The sequence below is a fragment of the Pseudomonas sp. B21-041 genome (assembly GCF_024748675.1).
GTDB classification, from domain to species: domain Bacteria; phylum Pseudomonadota; class Gammaproteobacteria; order Pseudomonadales; family Pseudomonadaceae; genus Aquipseudomonas; species Aquipseudomonas neuropathica.
In genome coordinates, this window is the sequence record NZ_CP087175.1 from 4,528,533 (window position 1) to 4,547,847 (window position 19,315).

Consider the following 19,315-nt stretch of genomic DNA (forward strand, 5'->3'; position numbering starts at 1 on the left):
CACCTTGAGCTAAGAAATCAATGCTTGCCTGTCGACAACAGCCTCGTTGAAGCGGCAAATGGACGCGTGACTGTAGCAACCATGGAGATCGCGTCGTCGAGGGATATGCGAGCGGCAGTCTATTGAATTACGCGATTCTTGGCCACTTCAAAGCAGCAGGAAAAGACAACTTGCGCCACGTCAGAAAAACACACCCTGAAACCTGCCTTCATTGAGGCAAAATTCACTGCTACATTTTGCGCGACTGACATACTGTTAACAAACAAGTTCTTTGGCAAACTCGCGCATAGACTCTGCAACAAGCAATATAAACTCAAACAAACTTTTCTGGAGCAAAACTTGTACGCAAGTATCCAGACAATAAACCGCAAAACACTCCGATTCTAATTATCCGCAAACATCCGCCATACTGGGGTATTGCCCTAACAGCCCATTAACATGGGCTGCGAAAAGTTTTAAAGCAACGAGCGATAAATATCAGCGTAAGATTGCGCCATTAAACTTGAGGAAAACACTTCCTCAAACCGGCGTTCGGCGGCCAAGCCCATCCTGGCAGCTGTAGCGGGTTCGCTCCACAGCCTTGTCATAGCCTGTGCCAATGCAATGGAATCCCTGGGAGGGACGACCAATCCGGTTTCTCCGGCAATATTAATGTAGGTGGTGCCCGAGCCAATTTCACAAGAGATCATCGGTTTTCCGTACATAGCCCCTTCGAGCAGGGAAATTCCGAAAGACTCCGATCTCAAATGCGACGGAAAGACAAAAGCGTAGCAAAGTGTCAGCAGCGCAGCCTTGTCTTCGTCAGGTAACAACCCCAGAAAATGCACGTTGGACACACCCGCTTCCGCGGCTTGAGCCTTGAGTTCTGCTTCAAGATGCCCGCCTCCAAGAATGGCCACCGGTAACCCGGTCGTCCTGGCTGCCTCAAGCAAAAAATCCAGGCCCTTGTAATAACGCAGGGCACCTACAAAAAGAAAAAAACGCTCACCCAACCGGTCTCGCCAGAATGCCAGTTTCTCTGCAGAAGGGACGGGATAAGTCGAGCGATCCAGACCGTAAGGAACAACACGTACCTTATCTTCAAATCGGGTCAAAACCGGGCTGCTTGCCAGATAATTTGGCGACGACGCGACAATACAGTCAACACTGGACAGGAAGCGATTCATCAATGGCTGATAAAGTTTGAGCAGCGTTTTTTGCTTGACGATATCGGAGTGATAGCTGACCACACTGGGCTTGCCGACTCGACTCGCAAAATGAACGAGATCCATGTAAGGCCAAGGAAAATGGTAATGAACAATATCCGCTTCTCGAGCCAGCTCGATGAAATCCCTGAGCGCCGAAAACGAGAATCCCGTAGAAGCAACGTGAAGATCCAGTTTTGAGCGATGGGTCAGATGATGCGCAATCGGTTCATTGCGTGCAGCCCCTCGCTCACTGAGATAGAGCACCTGGGACTCGTACCCGTGTTGTAAACCACCTTCGGCAATCTGAAAGATGACTTGTTCGATGCCCCCCATTGTCTCCGGGTAATAAGTCTTGAAGAAGTGCAGAACCTTGATCATCGCCCGTCGACCACCTTCTGATAAACCTCGAACGTTTCTTTTGCGCACCGCTCCCAGGAAAACTTCGCTGCGTGCAGTAATCCCTGTTCAATGGCACTGGCGCGCCACGCCTCATCTTCAAGGCCTCGGCGCAAAAGCTCAGTCAACGCCAGCGTGTCCGTTGCTTCGCACATAAGTGCCGCATTACCGGCAACCTCTGGCAGGGAAGAACTGTTGGAGCAAACGACGGGAACGCCCGAACTCATAGCCTCTAGCACAGGTAAACCGAAACCCTCGTACAACGAAGGGAAGGTAAATAGCCGCGCACCGGCAAACAACAGAGGCAAGTCTTCGCTGGGAACAAAACCGAGATAGTAGGCCCAGCCCTCGCGACGTGCGCTTTCAAGCCGGTTATGAATATCCTCGTTTTGCCATCCATAGTAACCCGTCAACACGAGCGGCCAGCGCTTGCGCAGCTCCAGTGGCAGACGTGAATAAGCATTGAGCAAGGTATCAATATTCTTGCGCGGCTCGATGGTACCCACAAACAAGCTGTAGCCGCCCGCCTCAAGACCATGTCGCGACAGAGTCAACCGGAGGTCGTCCGCGGACCGAGGATGAAACTCGGCAGAACTGGCCAACGGCACAGTGTGTATCCGCTCAATAGGCCAGGAAAAATAGTCGGACAACTCTTTACGCGTGTATTCAGAGTCCGTTATCAAAGCGTCAGCCCTGACCAACGTCGTCTTGAGCTCCTTCTGCAAATAGCGCACAAGTTGCGGCGCATGACAGTGGGACCACGTAAAGGGAGAAAGATCGTGAAAGGTAGCAACACTGCGTCCGGCAAACGGAGGCAGATAATAATTGGGGCTGTGGTAAAGAAATTCACCATGACCTTTAAGCGCTCGCTTCCTGAGCAATGGCATCAGCAAACGATAGGCCTCAACCGCCAGGAAATTCTTCTGAACGGCTCGCTTCAGACCATAACCGTTACCCGACGTATCGGAAGCAGCAGGCAACGACGGTAGAAATCGCCGACCTGCAAAAAACTGCAGGTCAGTAATTTCACGATTCTGCTGCAGTCGCAGCGCCAACTCATAGGTGTAGCGACCAATGCCGGTCAGTGGAAAACGGACCGGCTCAACAGAAAGAATTAACTTCATTTATCAACCGTCAGCATCCAGCTCAGGGTTTCGCTCAAAGGCGCCGTTGCCCATCCGGGAACCAGATCCCGCAGCTTCGAGTTATCCCCGCACAAGGTTTTCACCTCGTTGGCGCGAACAAACGCTGGATTCACGTCGACTTCGATGTCATGCCCAGTCAGCGACTTGCACAACTCGATAACCTCTCGAAGTGAGTGCGTTTGTCCCGAACTGACATTCACGATCTGCCCCAAGGGTTTCGCGTCGATCAAACCACGATAAGCCTTGACCAAAGCCCGAACATCACTGAAGTCGCGCCAAACATCGAGGTTACCCAATTCAATCCTTGGCGCCTTGCGCAGGAAATGGGAGACGATTTTCGGCAACAGGAAGTTCTCGGCCTGCCCAACACCAGTGTAATTGAATGGCCGCGCGATAACTATGGGAAGACGATCCATCCAGAGCTTGGCCATGTACTCCATGGCCAGCTTGCTAACGGCGTAATCGTTGGCAGGAGCCGGCACTGTAGCTTCCGACAACATGCCACCTGATGCATTGCCATAGACATTGGCGCTGCTGGCAATCAGAACGCAATCCGGAGCCTTCCCGCTAGCGGCAATAGCATCCAGCAGATTACGCGTGCCTATCAAGTTGACCTGATAGAACGCATCCGCCGCACCATGTCCGACAAATGCCAGAGCTGCAAGGTGCACAACGACATCCGGCTGAATCTTTGCCAGCAACGTGCGTAGACCAATACCGTCAGCCAGATCGACTTGATGATAATTGTGATCGTCGGAGGGTTGACTACCCATCCCGACAACTTCGTAGCCATGAGCTTGCAACTCAGCCGCCATGTAGCGACCGGTAAATCCATGAATACCCGTAATCAGCGCACGTTTGCCAGCATTGATCATCAGAAAGAGAACCCTTGCTTGTTACGGCGCAGGTCAGCCTCGACCATCATGCGGCAAAGCTCTTCAAGCGAGGTTTTCGGTTCCCAACCCAATACTTCCTTGGCCTTGGCCGGGTTGCCGATGAGCAACTCAACTTCGGTAGGACGGTAGAACTTCGGATTGATGGTAACCAGTACCTTGCCGGTAGCAGCATCAGTGCCCTGTTCGGCTTCAGCAGTACCCGACCAGGAAATAGTGATACCAGCGGCCTTGAACGCCATGGATACGAAATCACGGACGGTCTCGGTACGATTGGTCGCCAATACGAAGGTATCCGGTACGTCGGCCTGCAGCATGCGCCACATCCCTTCTACGTACTCCTTGGCAAAACCCCAGTCACGTTTGGCATCGAGGTTGCCCAGCTCCATTTTATCGAGCAGACCGAGCTTGATCTTGGCCACGGAGTCAGTGATTTTGCGGGTTACGAACTCACGACCACGCAGAGGCGATTCGTGGTTGAACAAGATGCCGCTGGTCGCAAAAATACCGTACGACTCACGGTAGTTGATGGTCATCCAGTGAGCGTACAGCTTGGCGACACCGTAAGGGCTGCGCGGATAGAAAGGCGTGCTCTCGACCTGCGGGATGGCCTGTACCTGACCAAACATTTCAGAGGTCGATGCCTGATAGAAACGCACCTTTGGATTGACGATGCGGATCGCTTCGAGAAGGTTCACGGCACCCAGGCCAGTGATTTCAGCCGTAGTGATTGGCTGCTCGAACGACACGCCCACAAAGCTCTGCGCGGCGAGGTTATACACCTCGGTGGCTTCAGTGGTTTGCAGCAAACGGATGCTGGCAGAGAGATCTGTCAGATCATATTCGACCAAATGCAGGTTAGGGTTCTGCTGGATACCCAGCTCTTCGATACGCCAGAAATTGACAGAACTGGTACGACGGTAGGTACCGTAAACGGTGTACCCCTTCTCCAGCAGCAGTTCCGCCAGGTAGGCGCCGTCTTGACCGGTAATGCCAGTAACGATTGCTTTCATGCGAATCCTCTAAACTCCATTTGAACGTTGTTGATAACAAGAAAAAATCTAGCCTGGCAATGCGGATGAGGCCAAGACTGTGCATTTTTTTGCGGAACAGGAGAATAGTACCCCATGAACCGCCATTTGCCGCCCCCTGGGCGACTTTTTAGACGCTTGGATTAACCTGCCCGGGGATCCTGGCGAAAGTCATCGGCAAGCCTGCAAGCCAAATTTTTCGCGAGCTCGCGCAATTCAGGTACAGCTGTGGCTTCCCATAAATCGGCCTTGAGCATCGGCCCTATATAGGAAAGCCATGTTGAAACATTCCCGTCAGCATTTTTAACCGCCAGGCGTTCATCTACATGCAAACCCAAACCCAGTAAGTCTGGCTGGAGAAGTCCTTCATCGCGTAATTGGGTAATCAACCGATCATCGACATACCGTAAATTCGAATTGGGCCCGGTACAATTGATAACCTGCCCGACATCGACATATTCGGTCTGATCGCTACCCCGTCTCTGAAAGCTCACACGCACGCCCTCGCCTTCAGGGCTCATGTCCTTGATTCGCCCTGCCAAGGAAATGATTCGTCCGCTGCCCAGAGCCTCTAGAAAGCGCTCATGGGTCTCAGGGGCAACACGATGACGATGCACATCCCAGTAGGGTTGCAGGTGGCGCAGAAAACGGCGTCGCTCGATCTCCGGCAATCGAGCCCAAAGCGCTGGCGTTGCGGGACGCAAGGCTGCAATGAAATCCCTCCAGTCCCGTCCTTCAGCAGCACCCGCTTTAACAAGACTGCGAACTTCGCGAAGATAATTGCTCGCTGTAGGCTCCACGCCAAACAATCGCTCGCTGATTCCTGCATTCGACGCCAGTCCCTTACCATGAGGGCGATGAGCCAATGGCTGCAAGCCACGGCGCGACAGCATGTAGATTGGGCGTGAATTGCGCTGATCGATGTTGAGTGCTACATCCAGAGCGGTCAGCCCGGCACCTATAAGAAGGACGGGCTTGCCTGCATCGGGTAACAGACGTTCACGATCCCAAGGATCCTGCTGATAGCAGCCAGCGGAGATGGCAGGTGCAACACATTGAGGATTCAGTGGGGCAAAGTGTCCAAATGCGAGTACGACGTGATCTGCACGTAATTGCTCCCCATCTGCCAGTTCTACGATCACGCCCTTCTGACCAGACCTGAGGCTGCGCACCTCCGCCGCCAATCGCTGAAGCGAAGTGTCTTCTGCACGCTCCACGGCCGAATCCAGCAAGAAAGACAGGTAATCGCCGTAAAGCTTACGAGGCACAAATGATGAGCCCGAAACGCTCCGATCGGTTTCCTGGCAAAACTTTTGAAAAGATTCAGGTTCATCTACCAAAGCTGTCATGTTGCCAACCGGAACATTGAGCAGATGCTGAGCACTATTTGTTCCATACGCCAGGCCACGAGCCATACCGCCTGAGCGGTTGATCAAAATAACTTGAGCGCCAGGCGGGCAATGCTTCAAAAACTGAATGGCCGTTACTGTCCCACTAAAACCTGCGCCGATAATGACGAGAGTCTTCATGCCACTACCCGCTGATTCAGACAGTCGAGAATTTTCGCCACGCAGGTTTCCAGATTCTCTTCCAGAGTATTGACACGAACATCGGGATTCAGCGGGCTTTCATAGGCCGAGTCGATTCCCGTGAAGTTCTTGATTACGCCGGAGCGAGCCTTCCCGTATAGGCCTTTTGGATCTCTGCGCTCACACTCTGACAAGGGAGTGTCAATGAAGACCTCGATAAATTTTTCATCGCCGATCACATCGCGAGCCAAGGCACGATCATGTTGAAATGGGGAGATGAATGCAGTGATCACGATCAGGCCGGCATCCATGAACAATTTGGCCAGCTCTGCAATTCGACGAATATTTTCCTCCCGGTCAGCATCACTGAACCCAAGGTCTTTACACAGACCCAGACGTACATTGTCGCCATCCAGCAAATAAGTATGTCGACCACGCTCGACCAGAGCCAGCTCCAGCGCGTTTGCGATGGTGGATTTGCCAGCGCCACTCAACCCGGTCAACCATAAAGTGATCGGCTTTTGCGACTTGACCAGCGCTCTCGTTGAAGCGTCGACAACAGACGCCTGGAAAACTAAATTTTTATTGGACACACCGGTACCTCGTATCACTGACATCTCAGATTATCATTGAATTCGCGTACTCACGACAGCGGCGTCGGAAGCGACCTTTCACCCCGCTCCAACCCACCGCCAAGATCTCCAAGACAATAGAGGATAACCCCGTCGTACCACTGATCGATTGAAAGGTGGGCGCCGAGCGTCACTCGAGACGACCCGGCGGGTAACATTTTGTAATGCACTCGCCGAATACGGGAACTTACTTTAGCTGGCCAATTTCAACGCGCATCAATCAATTGACAAGCAAATCTTCTTGGTTCAGTTCGAGAAATGCATTCAATTCCGCCGGTGTACCTAATACATGGACGTCATTAACAGCAAGATCAGTTATAGAAATTTTCCGGCCTTCGGCAATCAGTTGTCGATAAAGTGGCGCAATGTAACGCTCGCCGCGAACAAGATTTTGGGAGTCAGCAAAGAAACGGTCATAGGCTTTCTCATAGTCTTCAGCTCGTGAAAACCAGTACAGACCGATTGATGCGAAATCCGAAATACGCTGCTTTTCAGCCAAATCGGTAGCCCACTGATCATCGCCCAATTTTACGAAACTCCAATGATCGCCCGGAACCTGGAAGCACGGAACCCATCCATCAGCACCCTCACGAATAGACTCTGGGAGCAAGGCGCGTGGATTAACGTACGTATCGATATTATAAATAAGCAGAGGATCCTCCGGCCGCCAGAATTCACGTGCCAGATACGCACTTGTCGCTTGGCCATCAGTTACCTGCCCAATCTCGATAACGTGCACATCACGAAGCCCCATTGCCTCGCTCTGCCTGCGAACGTAATCAGCCGAGTTATTTTCTTCAAGGCATACAAAGATCACACGGCAATCGGTTGTAAGAAAATTCCGTAAAGAAAGCATCGACCAATCGAACAGACTTTTGCCGTGCGCGGGGATTTCATACTTTGGTACCGTATATCCAGCCTCATAGAAGCGCGATCCGCGGCCCGCCATAGTAATAACAATATTCACCGACATCTCAGACTCCTACTCCTGCCCCAGCAATTTATGGATTTCTTCTTCGGTCATGTTGAGGAACTCGTCCGGGCGCACAGATCGATCATCAATATAGAAGCCGCGTTTTCTCGGCCAAGGCTTGCCAAACAGAATTTCGTCGTAAGGAACTTCCCACTTAGCGAGCCACTCGAGAAGAACTGGTGCAGTATGTTTATTAATAAGCGCCAGATTACCCTTATAAGTGTTCATATTACGCGCAGTGAACAGTAAGATTCGATAACCTTTAGCCTGGTATTCGCGAAGTTTAGCCAGCATGGCCTGATCGGGAATCAGATCTGCGTACGACTGATTCGCCGTTTTAATTCCACACAGCGTGCCGTCAATATCAACGACCAATACACCGTCGACGCTCTCAAACTCTTGATTCACTTTCAACCTCATTGAGTATGTGGTGAGCGTTCAGCAGGAAAGCAATCACCTTGTTTGGATAATCTATGTGCAGCGGCAGCATCGACAAAAACAATGATGCTTCGCCCAGACGCATGACGCGAACGTCGTGGCCTGCCGCCTTGACTCGCTGAACAAAGACAGGTTTCAGGACGGCGTGATTGGTGTGTTTAAAACTCAGCAACAACTGATTACTGTCGGTGAAACCTACATTGTAGAGACCATTGTTAATAAAATCGTAGTCGCCCAATGCGCTGTGCGACACCTTGCACAGATCATACAAAGGGTGTGTCCACAGCCCCTCCTCCGTCAGCGCCCCTTTAGGGTCGATCAGCTTTAGCAGATAGCGTTGTTGATCATAAAGTATATTGGAGAAGCAAGGGTCACCGTGCCCGACCACACGGTAATCAAATGCAAATCCTTTCTCGAAGCGTTTGTAGAGCTTCACAAAACGCTCTAGCTGGCGTGAAACATCCAGTTCAGGAGTAGCGCTAGCAGCCAAACGATTGATCCGCTGTCCCTCCTCCATCGCAAGAAACTGCTCAACCCGTTTTTCAAGTTTATTAACGAACAGTTCTCGCGCCGTGGCAGCCGACTGCTCCTTAGTGCAGGTTTGTCTTGAGCGCTCCGCGAGAAAAAACAGCAGACGGTCAACAAAAGAAGTGAACGTATCGGGCTCAAAAGCGCCGTGAACCCATTGCAAAGCAGTATCTGCCAAGTAATAACGCAGCATTTTGTAAGATGCGCGATCACCATCATCCTGAAAATCAAAAGGCTGTATCAGCCAAGGCCGCATGCCTTCGGGAGCGAGGCTATAAAAGGAATACTCCGCGCGCATCTTGGTCTTGTCAGTGGATCGCTTCGTGTAGTAATACGCGTCCATTTGCATTTCGTTGAAATGGCGCGTTGCTGTAGAACCGCTGGTGTAAGAAAGGAAATCGCGGATCTTGCCTAAATCCAGGGGTTCGACCGACTGCAAACGCTGAGCGCCCTGCCACGCCCTATCCCATGTATGAAGAGGTGCCGCCAGAAACGCCGACCATTGGTCGACCAACATGTGGGCATTGCGCAGAAATACCAGCATCGGTTTGTACAACGTATCGGTAAAGTCCTCTTCAGCATACGGCAGGCGCTCTATCAACTGGGTGAGGCGTTCAGGTTGTGAAAAGCCGGCACGCCCGGCGATAACGCAGACAGATGTATCCTCACTACACGCTTCCAGTGTAGAGCGCAGCGCGACAAGATCATCTTCATTCTGCAAACGAATCACACGTGATCGACTCCACGCCGGCAGCGCGGTAAGGAAATGTTCGATCAGTGGTCGGCGCTTGAAGACGATATCACCGAATCGGCGGGAGCCAACCAAGCTGCGCACTTCACCGAAGGCGAACTCGCGATCATCAAGGATAAGCAATAGTTTGGTATATGCTTCAGACATCTCGGGTCCTTAGAATTTTGGAGCGCGCCGGCAACGAAACGACGAGCAGAAATACCAATGTCAACGCCACCAGACCCAGCGACTGGTAGAGACCGAAGGCATTCGAGACTCCCCCGCCGCCGGGTAAGCTCGCCAGCAAACCGGAGGTGAACAGCGCCGCGAGATCCGGATCTCCGATCCCAAGCTGGTTAATAAATAAAGACAACGCCAGAATCTCGACAGACCAGATAAGTACAGAGAGCAGCAGGAAACCTGACACACGCCCCTCGACGGACTTATAGATCGCGACTTCAAGCCTGCGTAATACTTGGCTCGCGCGTAGCACGGTCAGTCCGCGCGGCGTGTAGCTAGTCAGTACAAGATGACGATTCAAATATACAAAGATCTTAGCAACAGCGAAGAACCCCAACAGACTCAAACCACTGGCCAGTACAAATAATACAAAGACAGTGCGCATTGCGGGCACGACTTGAATATTAAAAATGTACAACCCCAGAATAAAGGCGGAGATCACCACTACATCTCCAAAGCGCTCCGCCAACCATACCGCCAGCGCCTTCTGCCGTTTCCCGTACACATGAAAAAAGGAAGCAAGGCGTAAAATCTCGCCCAGCTTGAATGGCAGAAAGCTACTTGGAAAAGCTGTCAATGTATGCGCCGCAACCAGAGGAAACGCCTTATCGCGATCATCAAGCGTCAACAGCACCAGGCGCAGCATACGCAATACATGTGAGCCGAGATAAAGCAGAGTAATACCCACCAGACCAGCCCACTGTGTCTCACGACCAAAACTGGCGATATCCGGCGCACGTAACCACAGCCAACCCATCACCACGATCAGCAGCAGTCCGAAGTAGACCTTCAAGCTTTTACTCATTGGAAGCTGAGCCTTGGCTATAGCGAATTTGCCCCGTGTAAGAATCAAATGCCCGAGAGCGCAGTTCTGTAGAAACAAAGCTATCGCGGCGCATGCCAAATCCCGCAAGCAACCTCAAGACTTTAAATGCTTGACGGAACAATCTGACGTTCGATATCTGGTCGTCTTCTCTCCAACTGATGGGGAAAAAACGCACTACTTGCTTGCGCTGATAGCTTGCCAACAGCATCACATAATTGAACGTCAAGTCGTCAGGAAATGCTTTGTAGTAGAAGTCACGATACGCCGCCACACGATAAAGGTTCAATCCAGATCCCAAATCATAAATAGCACGCATTGTGACCATGGAAAACAGTGCGTTATAAACCCGATTACCGAATGTACGGAACCAGGAATATCCTTTCAAACGGCTACCACGCATGAAACGTGCACCTAACAAGCAATCAACACCTTTATCCAACTCTGATTCGAGCTGAGGCATCAAATCACGAATATCGGCCTGGTCGTCGCCATGCAGCACAACAAGGTAGTCAAACCCATTATCTACTGCATAGCGAAAGGCTGCTTTGTGCGATCCTCCCAGACCATAGTTGTCATCGTTACACCAAGCGATGAAATTACAATTCTTTAGGACCAATTTGCCGCGCTCAATGGCAGCCTCCAGGGTACCGTCAGGCGAGCGGTTATCAACAACCATAACGGTATCGATCCTAGCCTGTACGCTCTCATCAAACTGATCGATAACGCGAGTAATCTGCGTTTCACAGCGATAGGCAGGGATGAAAACCAGGATTTTCGGATTAGCTTCGGACTTGGCCATCGGAGTCAGTACTCATAAATTTCGTAAGAACAGTCATAAACAGGAAATTCGTCAATAAATTAACGGGCGTGACCATTAGCTTCGCCAGAACAGCCGCTGGCAGTGGCAGTACCTGATCAATCCCAAAATCTACCAGTTTTACAACGACGATGGAAATCAGCATCGAATACCCTAAGATAGACACCGCTTGATAAGTCCAATAGATCGGTAGAAAAATATATTTTCCGTGCCCACCTTGTTTGAAAACCCGATTTAGCGCAATCAACCATACGTATGTAACACCGACCATGGATGATGCGAAATTCGCAAAGGCAGGTGACACATCAAAAGCCTGGGTCAAAGTCGTATAGGAAAGCAGATCAAGAATCCACCCGACTCCAGACACCAGTAAGAACCCTAGAAACAACTTCATTATTTATTTTTTCCAGCGGCCTGAAAACCGTCAAATGAATACAACCCGGGTCCTTCGCTACCATATTCGCCGCCCGAAAGCGGAACAAAAGGAATCTTTTTGGGAGGTTTGAAATAATCATCAAAGCCTTCCGGCCTAAATATTTTAACGACCCGACCATCTTTCTGTAAGCTCATACCGAATACTGGCCACGTCCAGACCCAACGATACTTATAAGCATACTCCCGCTGCTCCGAAATCAGTATTTCTCTCACTGACTCAGGCTGTAAAATTGGCCCTGGCGCCACACTAAGCTCGTGCAGAGCGGCATTCTTGAATTCGAGCCATTGTATACTATTGGAGACCTGCCAGAGCGACGCGGACAACAGGCTGACTGAGAGCGCGACAATCGCAAAATAAGCACCACGCACATCAAAATTAACTTTTGCACGCACAAATATAATTGAAGAGAGCATCCATCCCGTGGATCCGATAGTCATCAGAAACCGATAATTAAACTCTCTGCGCGGATCAGTCAGATTGAAATCCTGTATTGCTGAAACCCCGGCATACACCGCAAGACCCGACAACGACAAAAATATTAAAAAGACCAGCAAAAAAATTGCTCCGCCGCCCGCGCTTATGCTACGAGCTATCCATCCGTAAAGCCCAGCAACAATAAGTAGAACAGTTGCCAATAGACTTATTCTAGTATTGCCTACCCACATTTCCCGCGGCATTGCAAAATTGACAAGCTCTAGAAAGGCATTTGTTTCCTGACCAACCGGATGACTAAACTGCCAATATAGAACAAACAGCGACTGGGCTAGGCCGACAGCGCCAAGTACATAGAGGTGTAAATTTTTACAAAAATTACCGCCTGTTCCGCCGAACCAGAATGCAGTCAGCGCGCCAAAAAATATACTGCCGCCCCAAAGAACCAGATTTTCATGCCCTCTGAACAATATCAAAGAAACAATAGCTATCACTAGCCAGTCAAACCATCGAAAATTTATCTTCAACAGCAAATAATGAATCAGCAACCAAGCAAACGCCAAAGATATAAAAGACTGATTAAGAATAAATATATCGGATGGAATCGCGCACGTAACCAGACTTGCTAGAGCAAAGAAAAAAACGCGATAGTCATTTGCCCGACGACTCAATAAAAAACAGAAAAAATAAACAAACACCGGCCCCAAAAACGTTCCAGCACCAAACAGGAACCTCAACCAGCCTAGGTTTTCCACTCCTAACTTAATAGCAATAGCAACAGGAAGTTGATTTACTATATTCGCAAACAACCGTATGTGCTTTGGATCATCGGCAACTGGCCATACCTTATTCTGACTCAACAGTTGCACAAAAAAATTCGAACCGTCAGCGTACAAGACTCTTTCACTTAGAATCGCGTGACCAAGGTAAACCACGTAAAACACGCAAGCCAATATTACAAGGACCAATGCGAGCCACTTCAATGGCCTCACGCCAAAATCATTGCTATTCAAAACGCTGCCCCCTCGCGCCTAAACTTATTGCATCTCTGTGATTGGCAGCCGGTAAAAAACAGACGCCATCAACGTTATGCAAATATGCCACTTGAACCTTCGATCCCCCAAGCCAATAGAGCCTCAAATCACCCACCAATAAAGTCACAGCCACTTTCAAAGAATCACTTTCAATACCGACCATATTTCCTTCTCCGTCGACCAAGTAGCATGCGACCTTTATAGAATCAATTCCCTCTAACAATTCGAGGAACGACTTATAAGTAAACTCAAAGCCTGCTCCTCGCAAAAAACCAATATATAAACTCGAACGCTATATCAGAAGCTCGTTGCATGTGGTGATAAAACGATCACCGATAACCGACCAGTCATACTCATGAGTAATGCGTTGTCCGTTCTCCGCCAGTGTCGCGCACAATGCAGGATCTCGAATCAATCGAGTGATTGCCTCTTCTAATCCTTCGCGCTCCGTCAATACGGCATTGACACCATCAATCGCCATATCATGAAAAGCTGCACAAGCACTGTTCGCAATTACCGGTTTACCGGCCAACCAAGCTTCCAACAGCACGATGCCGAAGCTCTCGCTACTACTCATGTTAATCAATGAAAGACACGACATGAGCGCTCCACGAACAACATTCCTGGGCTGCTTGCCCAAGTAGCTCGCATGGGCAGATAACACGGGCACACCGTCATCGTCAGGTCCAATCAGTACTACATGTAAGTTCTTACCATTTGCATTTAACTTTTCAACGGCTGCAATCGTGTCTTTATAGCCCTTCGCGCCTGATTTTCTGCCCAACACTAAAACAAAGGGGCGATCTACCGAAAAGACAGCTCGAAAGGCATCTACGTCGTCTTGATGGAATATTTCACTGGTATCAATCCCGGCTGGCAGATAACTGACATTACCCCCTCGGCGACGATAAAACTCGCAAGCAGCAAGAGGCGAAGCTAATACCAGACTAGCGTCTCGTGCCGCGTCATTAATGTCTGGAAAATGGTAAAAATCATCATCTAAGTGCGCGTGAGGTATGATAATTACCGGCACCCCGTGCCGCTTGGCACTTTCAACCGCGACAACAGCCGGGCGAAATACGTGATTATGAGTAATCACCAAATCATAATTACTTACTTGAGACTCAACATAATTCTCAAGGGCTTCGGAGAAAGGACCGCGTATATCACTTAGCTTAACATTCAAGGGATCACGAGTCCCCTTGGCAGCGTCCGCCAACACCTCAAACGCCGTCTCGGCATCGACAGTAGCCAAATTAACCAGCGACGGCTTGGAGATATCAAGCTGCACGCTATTGAAATACAACGCTGTCATCATAAATGCCAGAGGACGAGGATCTTCATGTCGAGAGGATCCAATTGATGTTGTTATTTCCAACTCCCCTGCCGGAGCGGAAAACGCCAACACAAACTGCCCCTGAACTTCCGAGCTCAGGATTATCACCCCTTGAGCGTCCATTACCGTCACATAAGCCTTTTGGTGGGCGAAGCCGTCAATTCGAACGTCTGTATCCTCCACAACATACAACCCACACGTGGCATACGCCCAGCGAGAGGCTTTTATTGCCTTACCTTCCGGCAATGCCCAGCCCCAAGTCAGGCCACTGCGATCAAATCCCGTTTTCACAGAATCCGAGATGATACGCTCGAATGTCGGTTGCAATTGCCAGGCACGCTCCAGCCCCTGCGTCGCGGATTGCCCCATTGATGGCTGAATAGGAAAGCGAGCAAATCTGACGTTGTGCATATTGATGAACGCACTGTCATTCGCGTTGAAATGATAGTCTTCCGCAAATCGGAATTTGCTGTGCATCGAGCTGACTTCAGGCGCAACAACATCAATTTGAAAGTTGTTATTTCTGCCAAGAGCCCTCAACAGTTGCTCAACCATCAACTCAGCACCGCCCATGGCAGGAGAGGTATAACGATAAGTTACAAAGAGCACACGCTTCTTAGGGACTGAAAGGCCTTTTAACGCGTAAACAAAATCTGCCGCCAGCGCCTGCATGGACAAGCAACGATTAAATATGGACTGACGTAACAGTCTTACTTCGGGTGTTTGCAGTTCCACATCGGACAGCGCAGTCATTATCGCCGAGGGAAAATCCTCCAGCGTCACTACATTGATATGATCTTGAATGACGTCAGGATACCCTCGCTGCCCAAAAATCGTCGTCACCACAAATAATCCGTTGGCAAGATAGTCGGCCAACTTCACATTCGAACCGCTGCCAGACATCATGGGGTTGATGGCAATGGAACATGACTGCATAACTGCGGACTTGTCCGAATCATCCAAAACACCCCATAGATGAACATTTCGAGTCATCTTGCCACTAATCGAGCTGCACACGGAGCCGATCAGATGGAACTCGACGTCCGGGCAGTTTGGAGCAATGTGCTCAACAATGTAGTTCGCGGAGTCAACATTGGGCATATGCGCGGAGCCAAGAAAAACCGCGGACCGGGCAGAAATACCGGCCTGAATTTTACTTGCATTTTCTGCATCTACTAATGCTGCAGGCGCAGATCCATTGCGTACAACTATCGCGGGCCCTGCTGTACGACGCTTTCTGAGCAGACTATCGGCATCATCGTCAGAAACAGCAATCGTCAGCGCCGAAAGTTCAACGGCTTTACGCTCAAACTCAGCAACATCATCTATCAAAGAGTGCCTGAGTGGATGGTGTTCCAATAGACGCGTTTTCAGCGTCAATTCATTATTCTGGGACGAGTAAACAAATCGGTCAGCATGTGCGACTGGTAACTCCACCATGAATGGATGCTCAATTACAACACTCTGAGAGTTCCCCCTCAAGGCCTGGTAGACTTTGACCAGCAGAGGATTAAGTGCGCAATGTCGGCCGGCAACGATGTCGTCGCACGATATATGCGATTGTGCATTGACGTATTGTAACTCTCCTAGATGCTCCGCAGTTTTTGGAACAGCGATGACTAATGTATTGTCATTGTGACGATCTACCTGCAAGAAACGATCACTGGAAAAGCATAAAAATACAACCGTACTCGTCTCGGAAACTGCGGCGTATAATCCACGCGTCCTAGTTGCACCACCGCCAATTCCCGCAAAAGAATTGTAATCGTTCAATACCGTTACAAGATTCTTTGGAGTATTTTCTTTATTGCGTTGATAGACATCTACTATTTTTTTACTAGCGTTTTCAGCAATGGCATCCCATGTATAGTTGGCATTTACAAATGATAGTCCGGCCTGACCTATACACGAGAGACGCTCAGGAGAGTTCGCTGCATCTCTAATGGCCTGACCAAACGACTCCAGTGAAGAGATGAGAAAATGCTCGTCCTCCTGACCAGAAAGTCCCCTCACACCGAACTCAGTTGAAAGAACCGGCAGACCTCTAGCCAGATACTCCAACACCTTAATATTGGACCCACTGCCAGTGGACATAGGATTCAATGCCAAGTGGCTAGCCCCCAGCAACTCCTCTTTCAGCGTATCGCTCACCCGACCATGACGGATGACGTTAGCGGGATACTTACCTTCAGGGAGGCATGTACCCAAAATATTGAACTTCACCTCTGGCACTAGAGGCGCAATTTCATTAACAAGTGTCAGCGCAGCTATCTGGTTAGGTAAATGGCCGCTGCCCATGAAAACAGTAGAAAAACCTGAGTTCGAATTTTCCTTCAAAGACGCCGTTCGAACAGGTGTCATACCGTTAGGAACAAAGACAGTTTCGAATTTCGCAGCTGGCGCCAAGTCACGGAATGCGACGAGGTCATCGTCACCGCAGTAAAAAACCAGATCCGAGAGTTCAAGTATCTTCTTTTCCAGCCCTATTACCAAGTTCGGAATATCATCCGATCCGGCATCGCTATGCAAGGAACGATAGAGGATACTTTCGCAATTCTGAGAGTTATAAACACGTAGTTTACTATCAAAACCGGCAAACACGTCATAGTCGATGGTAAATGGGAAGTCATGGATAATTATATCCGCCGACTCATACTCTTCAAGATAAGCATCGTGCAAAGCGCCTGGGTACTTGGCACACACAGCAAGGGCAGGACCTGACAGATCACCTTTCCCGGAAACTTTGGACAGTGCAGCCCAGACTTCATTAAACGCGATATCCTTAGGAATTCTACGCTCGATAAAGTTGACACCATGAAAAACACGCTCTTCATCACTGCCTTGGTGAGTTGAGCTCAACAAGGTAACTTGATGCGTACGACTCAGAGACCTGTAAAAATTAAAAACCCTAGATTCACCACCATTCGAGACAGGCGTAAATGCAGGAAAAAAGCTAAATGCCAATATTTTTTTCAAAATAAATACTCAGTAGAAAAAAGACTCAAGGGGTGATTTCAACTCTTCACCGTTCCCTTTTTTCTTAAAACTTGAAAGCTGTGCATATGAAGTTGACGTGTCTACCGTGGTGTTGGATGGACTCACGGCGCCAACATGACTCTGTTGCATTCCCCACGCAATCCGTTTAAGCCGGGCCTTCAATACCGGGCGACGCGAAAGAAAACCGACAGCCCAACCCTTGATTCTCGGATTTTCAACTGCCTTTCGCATTAAACGAGAAATGAAAGATTTTAGCTTGTGCTTGATCTTCAATAATGGAGAAGCCTTCAAATTAGTACCTGGGTCCTTTATCAGCTTGTTCAAAACTCGCAACGGCCTGGTTAGCCGCCATGAAGCACTCGTCATTAATTCTTTAATCTGTCTTTCAAGTTCGAACACTAACGCTTTAGACTCCAAATGCGCACAATCAAACTCAGCCTCCCTCAATACGAGTTTGTCCTCGACCTTCTGACGCTCCGCGTTCGCTTCCGATATTTTAGTTTCAGCTTCGACTAGGATTTCAGCAAACTCCAAACACTTGGCGTCAAGTGCTCTTACTTTTTCCGTCTCGGCTAACAAACTTGTTTCTATGGAGCTATATCTTTCGTGCTCACCAAGTAACTTCCGCTGATGATCAACGCTCGCGTCCACCACCCTCTTCTCAAAACCGAGAACTAATTCACGCGCTCTTTCAGCATCCCGAATTAGACTGGCGCCGGGATCGGTTCTATAATCACGTTGCCAAACCAGAGGCTCGCTTGCTTTACGAAGCGCAACAACCTCATCAATAAGCGTCTGTGATGTCCCTGATAGAAGTAATAGACCATGGGCCCGTTGCTCAACGCTGTTGAAGAAAGCTTTGTCTTTAGCACCGTACACGGCTTGAGGAACTGAGCATTCAGAAAAATCGAGCCCGTCGATACCCATTTCCTTAAGAGCATGGGTAATGTCATTTCGGCACTCTAAACTGTCGCTGAGTCGATCAATATTGATCTGCAGTTCAGAGTGCTTCAGGCCTTCTTTCAAGCCTAGAAACCAAAGCACATAAAAAACAAGGTAACTGTTTTCCGGAGACAAGCGGTTCTGGTAGAACCACGAAAACTTCTGAAAAATGTTCCCTTCCGTCAAACCGTTGAATCCGATTTCGTCAATCAAGCGATTAATAATTTCGGGGTGATGCGCACCATTGATACACATCTGATTTGCATCATCAAAGTAGTGATCCACCTTGTAAGACCACCACTGATCCCAAGGATTTCGCCAGAGATAAATATGACGACCGCCCAATGCATTCTTGATCACACCGATACGAGAGCTTGTACGACACTCTTGTATAAGTGGTCTGCCTTTGGCCGAAGATATCAAACCTGATAAGTATGGTACGCCCGCCTGCTCTGGAGTCGTGGCAAAATAACCATCATAGATGCAGGACTCGTCTAGCTTCGTTATACATTCGTCAGATACGCTATACAACTCGGAATAATACGCCCCCTTCATATCCGGATGACGCAGCACTTTTGCCAGATTGTCATCTGCAGCAAGCATGCTTTCACGCTCGTTGCGCGCAGACAAGACAAACTCGCTCATCGGTTCCTGATAACACCAGTAGCCTGCGCTCGAGCTTCTAAAAACACTAAATATGTAAGTACTTCCCGCCCGAAACAAAGAGTGAACAAATACAGGGCAGGTTTTAGAATCCTTTAAAATGCTCACCC

15 protein-coding genes are annotated in these 19,315 nt (G+C 49.4%); all 15 read right to left on the bottom strand.

Going from position 1 to position 19,315, the window contains the following annotated elements; genetic code table 11:
• Positions 1–455: 455 nt before the first annotated feature.
• Positions 456–1,565, bottom strand: a complete 1,110-nt coding sequence (locus tag LOY43_RS20015) for a glycosyltransferase family 4 protein (RefSeq protein WP_309475297.1) — start codon at positions 1,563–1,565, stop codon at positions 456–458.
• Positions 1,562–2,707, bottom strand: coding sequence for a glycosyltransferase family 1 protein (locus LOY43_RS20020; protein ID WP_258708626.1), 1,146 nt, complete (start codon positions 2,705–2,707; stop codon positions 1,562–1,564). Before LOY43_RS20020 ends, LOY43_RS20015 begins: the two co-directional genes overlap by 4 nt.
• Positions 2,704–3,603 (bottom strand): GDP-mannose 4,6-dehydratase, encoded by a 900-nt coding sequence (locus tag LOY43_RS20025; RefSeq protein WP_095125156.1) that lies wholly within the window; start codon positions 3,601–3,603, stop codon positions 2,704–2,706. Before LOY43_RS20025 ends, LOY43_RS20020 begins: the two co-directional genes overlap by 4 nt.
• Entirely contained in the window at positions 3,603–4,634 is a 1,032-nt protein-coding gene (gene gmd / locus LOY43_RS20030) for a GDP-mannose 4,6-dehydratase (RefSeq protein ID WP_095048546.1), read from the bottom strand. Before gmd ends, LOY43_RS20025 begins: the two co-directional genes overlap by 1 nt.
• Positions 4,635–4,795: 161 nt before the next feature.
• Positions 4,796–6,181: an FAD/NAD(P)-binding protein gene (locus tag LOY43_RS20035; protein ID WP_122707310.1), complete on the bottom strand. Its 1,386-nt coding sequence runs from the start codon at positions 6,179–6,181 to the stop codon at positions 4,796–4,798.
• Complete coding sequence (cysC, locus tag LOY43_RS20040; RefSeq protein ID WP_374046154.1) at positions 6,178–6,774, bottom strand: adenylyl-sulfate kinase; 597 nt, start codon at positions 6,772–6,774, stop codon at positions 6,178–6,180. Before cysC ends, LOY43_RS20035 begins: the two co-directional genes overlap by 4 nt.
• Before the next feature lie 259 nt (positions 6,775–7,033).
• Positions 7,034–7,786, bottom strand: a complete 753-nt coding sequence (locus LOY43_RS20045; protein ID WP_122707314.1) for a glycosyltransferase family 2 protein — start codon at positions 7,784–7,786, stop codon at positions 7,034–7,036.
• 9 nt (positions 7,787–7,795) lie between these two features.
• The gene (locus LOY43_RS20050) at positions 7,796–8,194 is read right to left on the bottom strand and encodes a capsular biosynthesis protein (RefSeq protein ID WP_241089713.1); all 399 of its coding nucleotides are present in this window, start codon (positions 8,192–8,194) and stop codon (positions 7,796–7,798) included.
• The gene (locus LOY43_RS20055; RefSeq protein ID WP_220556672.1) at positions 8,178–9,650 is read right to left on the bottom strand and encodes a hypothetical protein; all 1,473 of its coding nucleotides are present in this window, start codon (positions 9,648–9,650) and stop codon (positions 8,178–8,180) included. The genes LOY43_RS20050 and LOY43_RS20055 overlap by 17 nt, the downstream gene beginning before the upstream one ends.
• Complete coding sequence (locus LOY43_RS20060) at positions 9,643–10,515, bottom strand: lysylphosphatidylglycerol synthase domain-containing protein (RefSeq protein WP_163032979.1); 873 nt, start codon at positions 10,513–10,515, stop codon at positions 9,643–9,645. The genes LOY43_RS20055 and LOY43_RS20060 overlap by 8 nt, the downstream gene beginning before the upstream one ends.
• Before the next feature lie 4 nt (positions 10,516–10,519).
• Positions 10,520–11,347: a glycosyltransferase family 2 protein gene (locus LOY43_RS20065; RefSeq protein ID WP_122707322.1), complete on the bottom strand. Its 828-nt coding sequence runs from the start codon at positions 11,345–11,347 to the stop codon at positions 10,520–10,522.
• Entirely contained in the window at positions 11,328–11,759 is a 432-nt protein-coding gene (locus LOY43_RS20070; RefSeq protein WP_220556673.1) for a GtrA family protein, read from the bottom strand. The genes LOY43_RS20065 and LOY43_RS20070 overlap by 20 nt, the downstream gene beginning before the upstream one ends.
• The gene (locus tag LOY43_RS20075) at positions 11,759–13,246 is read right to left on the bottom strand and encodes a hypothetical protein (RefSeq protein WP_220556674.1); all 1,488 of its coding nucleotides are present in this window, start codon (positions 13,244–13,246) and stop codon (positions 11,759–11,761) included. Before LOY43_RS20075 ends, LOY43_RS20070 begins: the two co-directional genes overlap by 1 nt.
• Positions 13,247–13,559: 313 nt before the next feature.
• Positions 13,560–17,579, bottom strand: coding sequence for a glycosyltransferase (locus tag LOY43_RS20080; protein WP_258708627.1), 4,020 nt, complete (start codon positions 17,577–17,579; stop codon positions 13,560–13,562).
• A 9-nt stretch (positions 17,580–17,588) separates the two neighbouring features.
• Positions 17,589–19,313, bottom strand: a complete 1,725-nt coding sequence (locus tag LOY43_RS20085; protein ID WP_258708628.1) for a hypothetical protein — start codon at positions 19,311–19,313, stop codon at positions 17,589–17,591.
• Positions 19,314–19,315 lie beyond the last annotated feature (2 nt).

Coding starts and splice junctions, on each gene's coding strand:
- LOY43_RS20015 (WP_309475297.1), bottom strand. CDS start 1,565: ATGATCAAGGTTCTGCACTTCTTCAAGACTTATTACCCGGAGACAATG.
- LOY43_RS20020 (WP_258708626.1), bottom strand. CDS start 2,707: ATGAAGTTAATTCTTTCTGTTGAGCCGGTCCGTTTTCCACTGACCGGC.
- LOY43_RS20025 (WP_095125156.1), bottom strand. CDS start 3,603: ATGATCAATGCTGGCAAACGTGCGCTGATTACGGGTATTCATGGATTT.
- gmd (WP_095048546.1), bottom strand. CDS start 4,634: ATGAAAGCAATCGTTACTGGCATTACCGGTCAAGACGGCGCCTACCTG.
- LOY43_RS20035 (WP_122707310.1), bottom strand. CDS start 6,181: ATGAAGACTCTCGTCATTATCGGCGCAGGTTTTAGTGGGACAGTAACG.
- LOY43_RS20045 (WP_122707314.1), bottom strand. CDS start 7,786: ATGTCGGTGAATATTGTTATTACTATGGCGGGCCGCGGATCGCGCTTC.
- LOY43_RS20055 (WP_220556672.1), bottom strand. CDS start 9,650: ATGTCTGAAGCATATACCAAACTATTGCTTATCCTTGATGATCGCGAG.
- LOY43_RS20065 (WP_122707322.1), bottom strand. CDS start 11,347: ATGGCCAAGTCCGAAGCTAATCCGAAAATCCTGGTTTTCATCCCTGCC.
- LOY43_RS20070 (WP_220556673.1), bottom strand. CDS start 11,759: ATGAAGTTGTTTCTAGGGTTCTTACTGGTGTCTGGAGTCGGGTGGATT.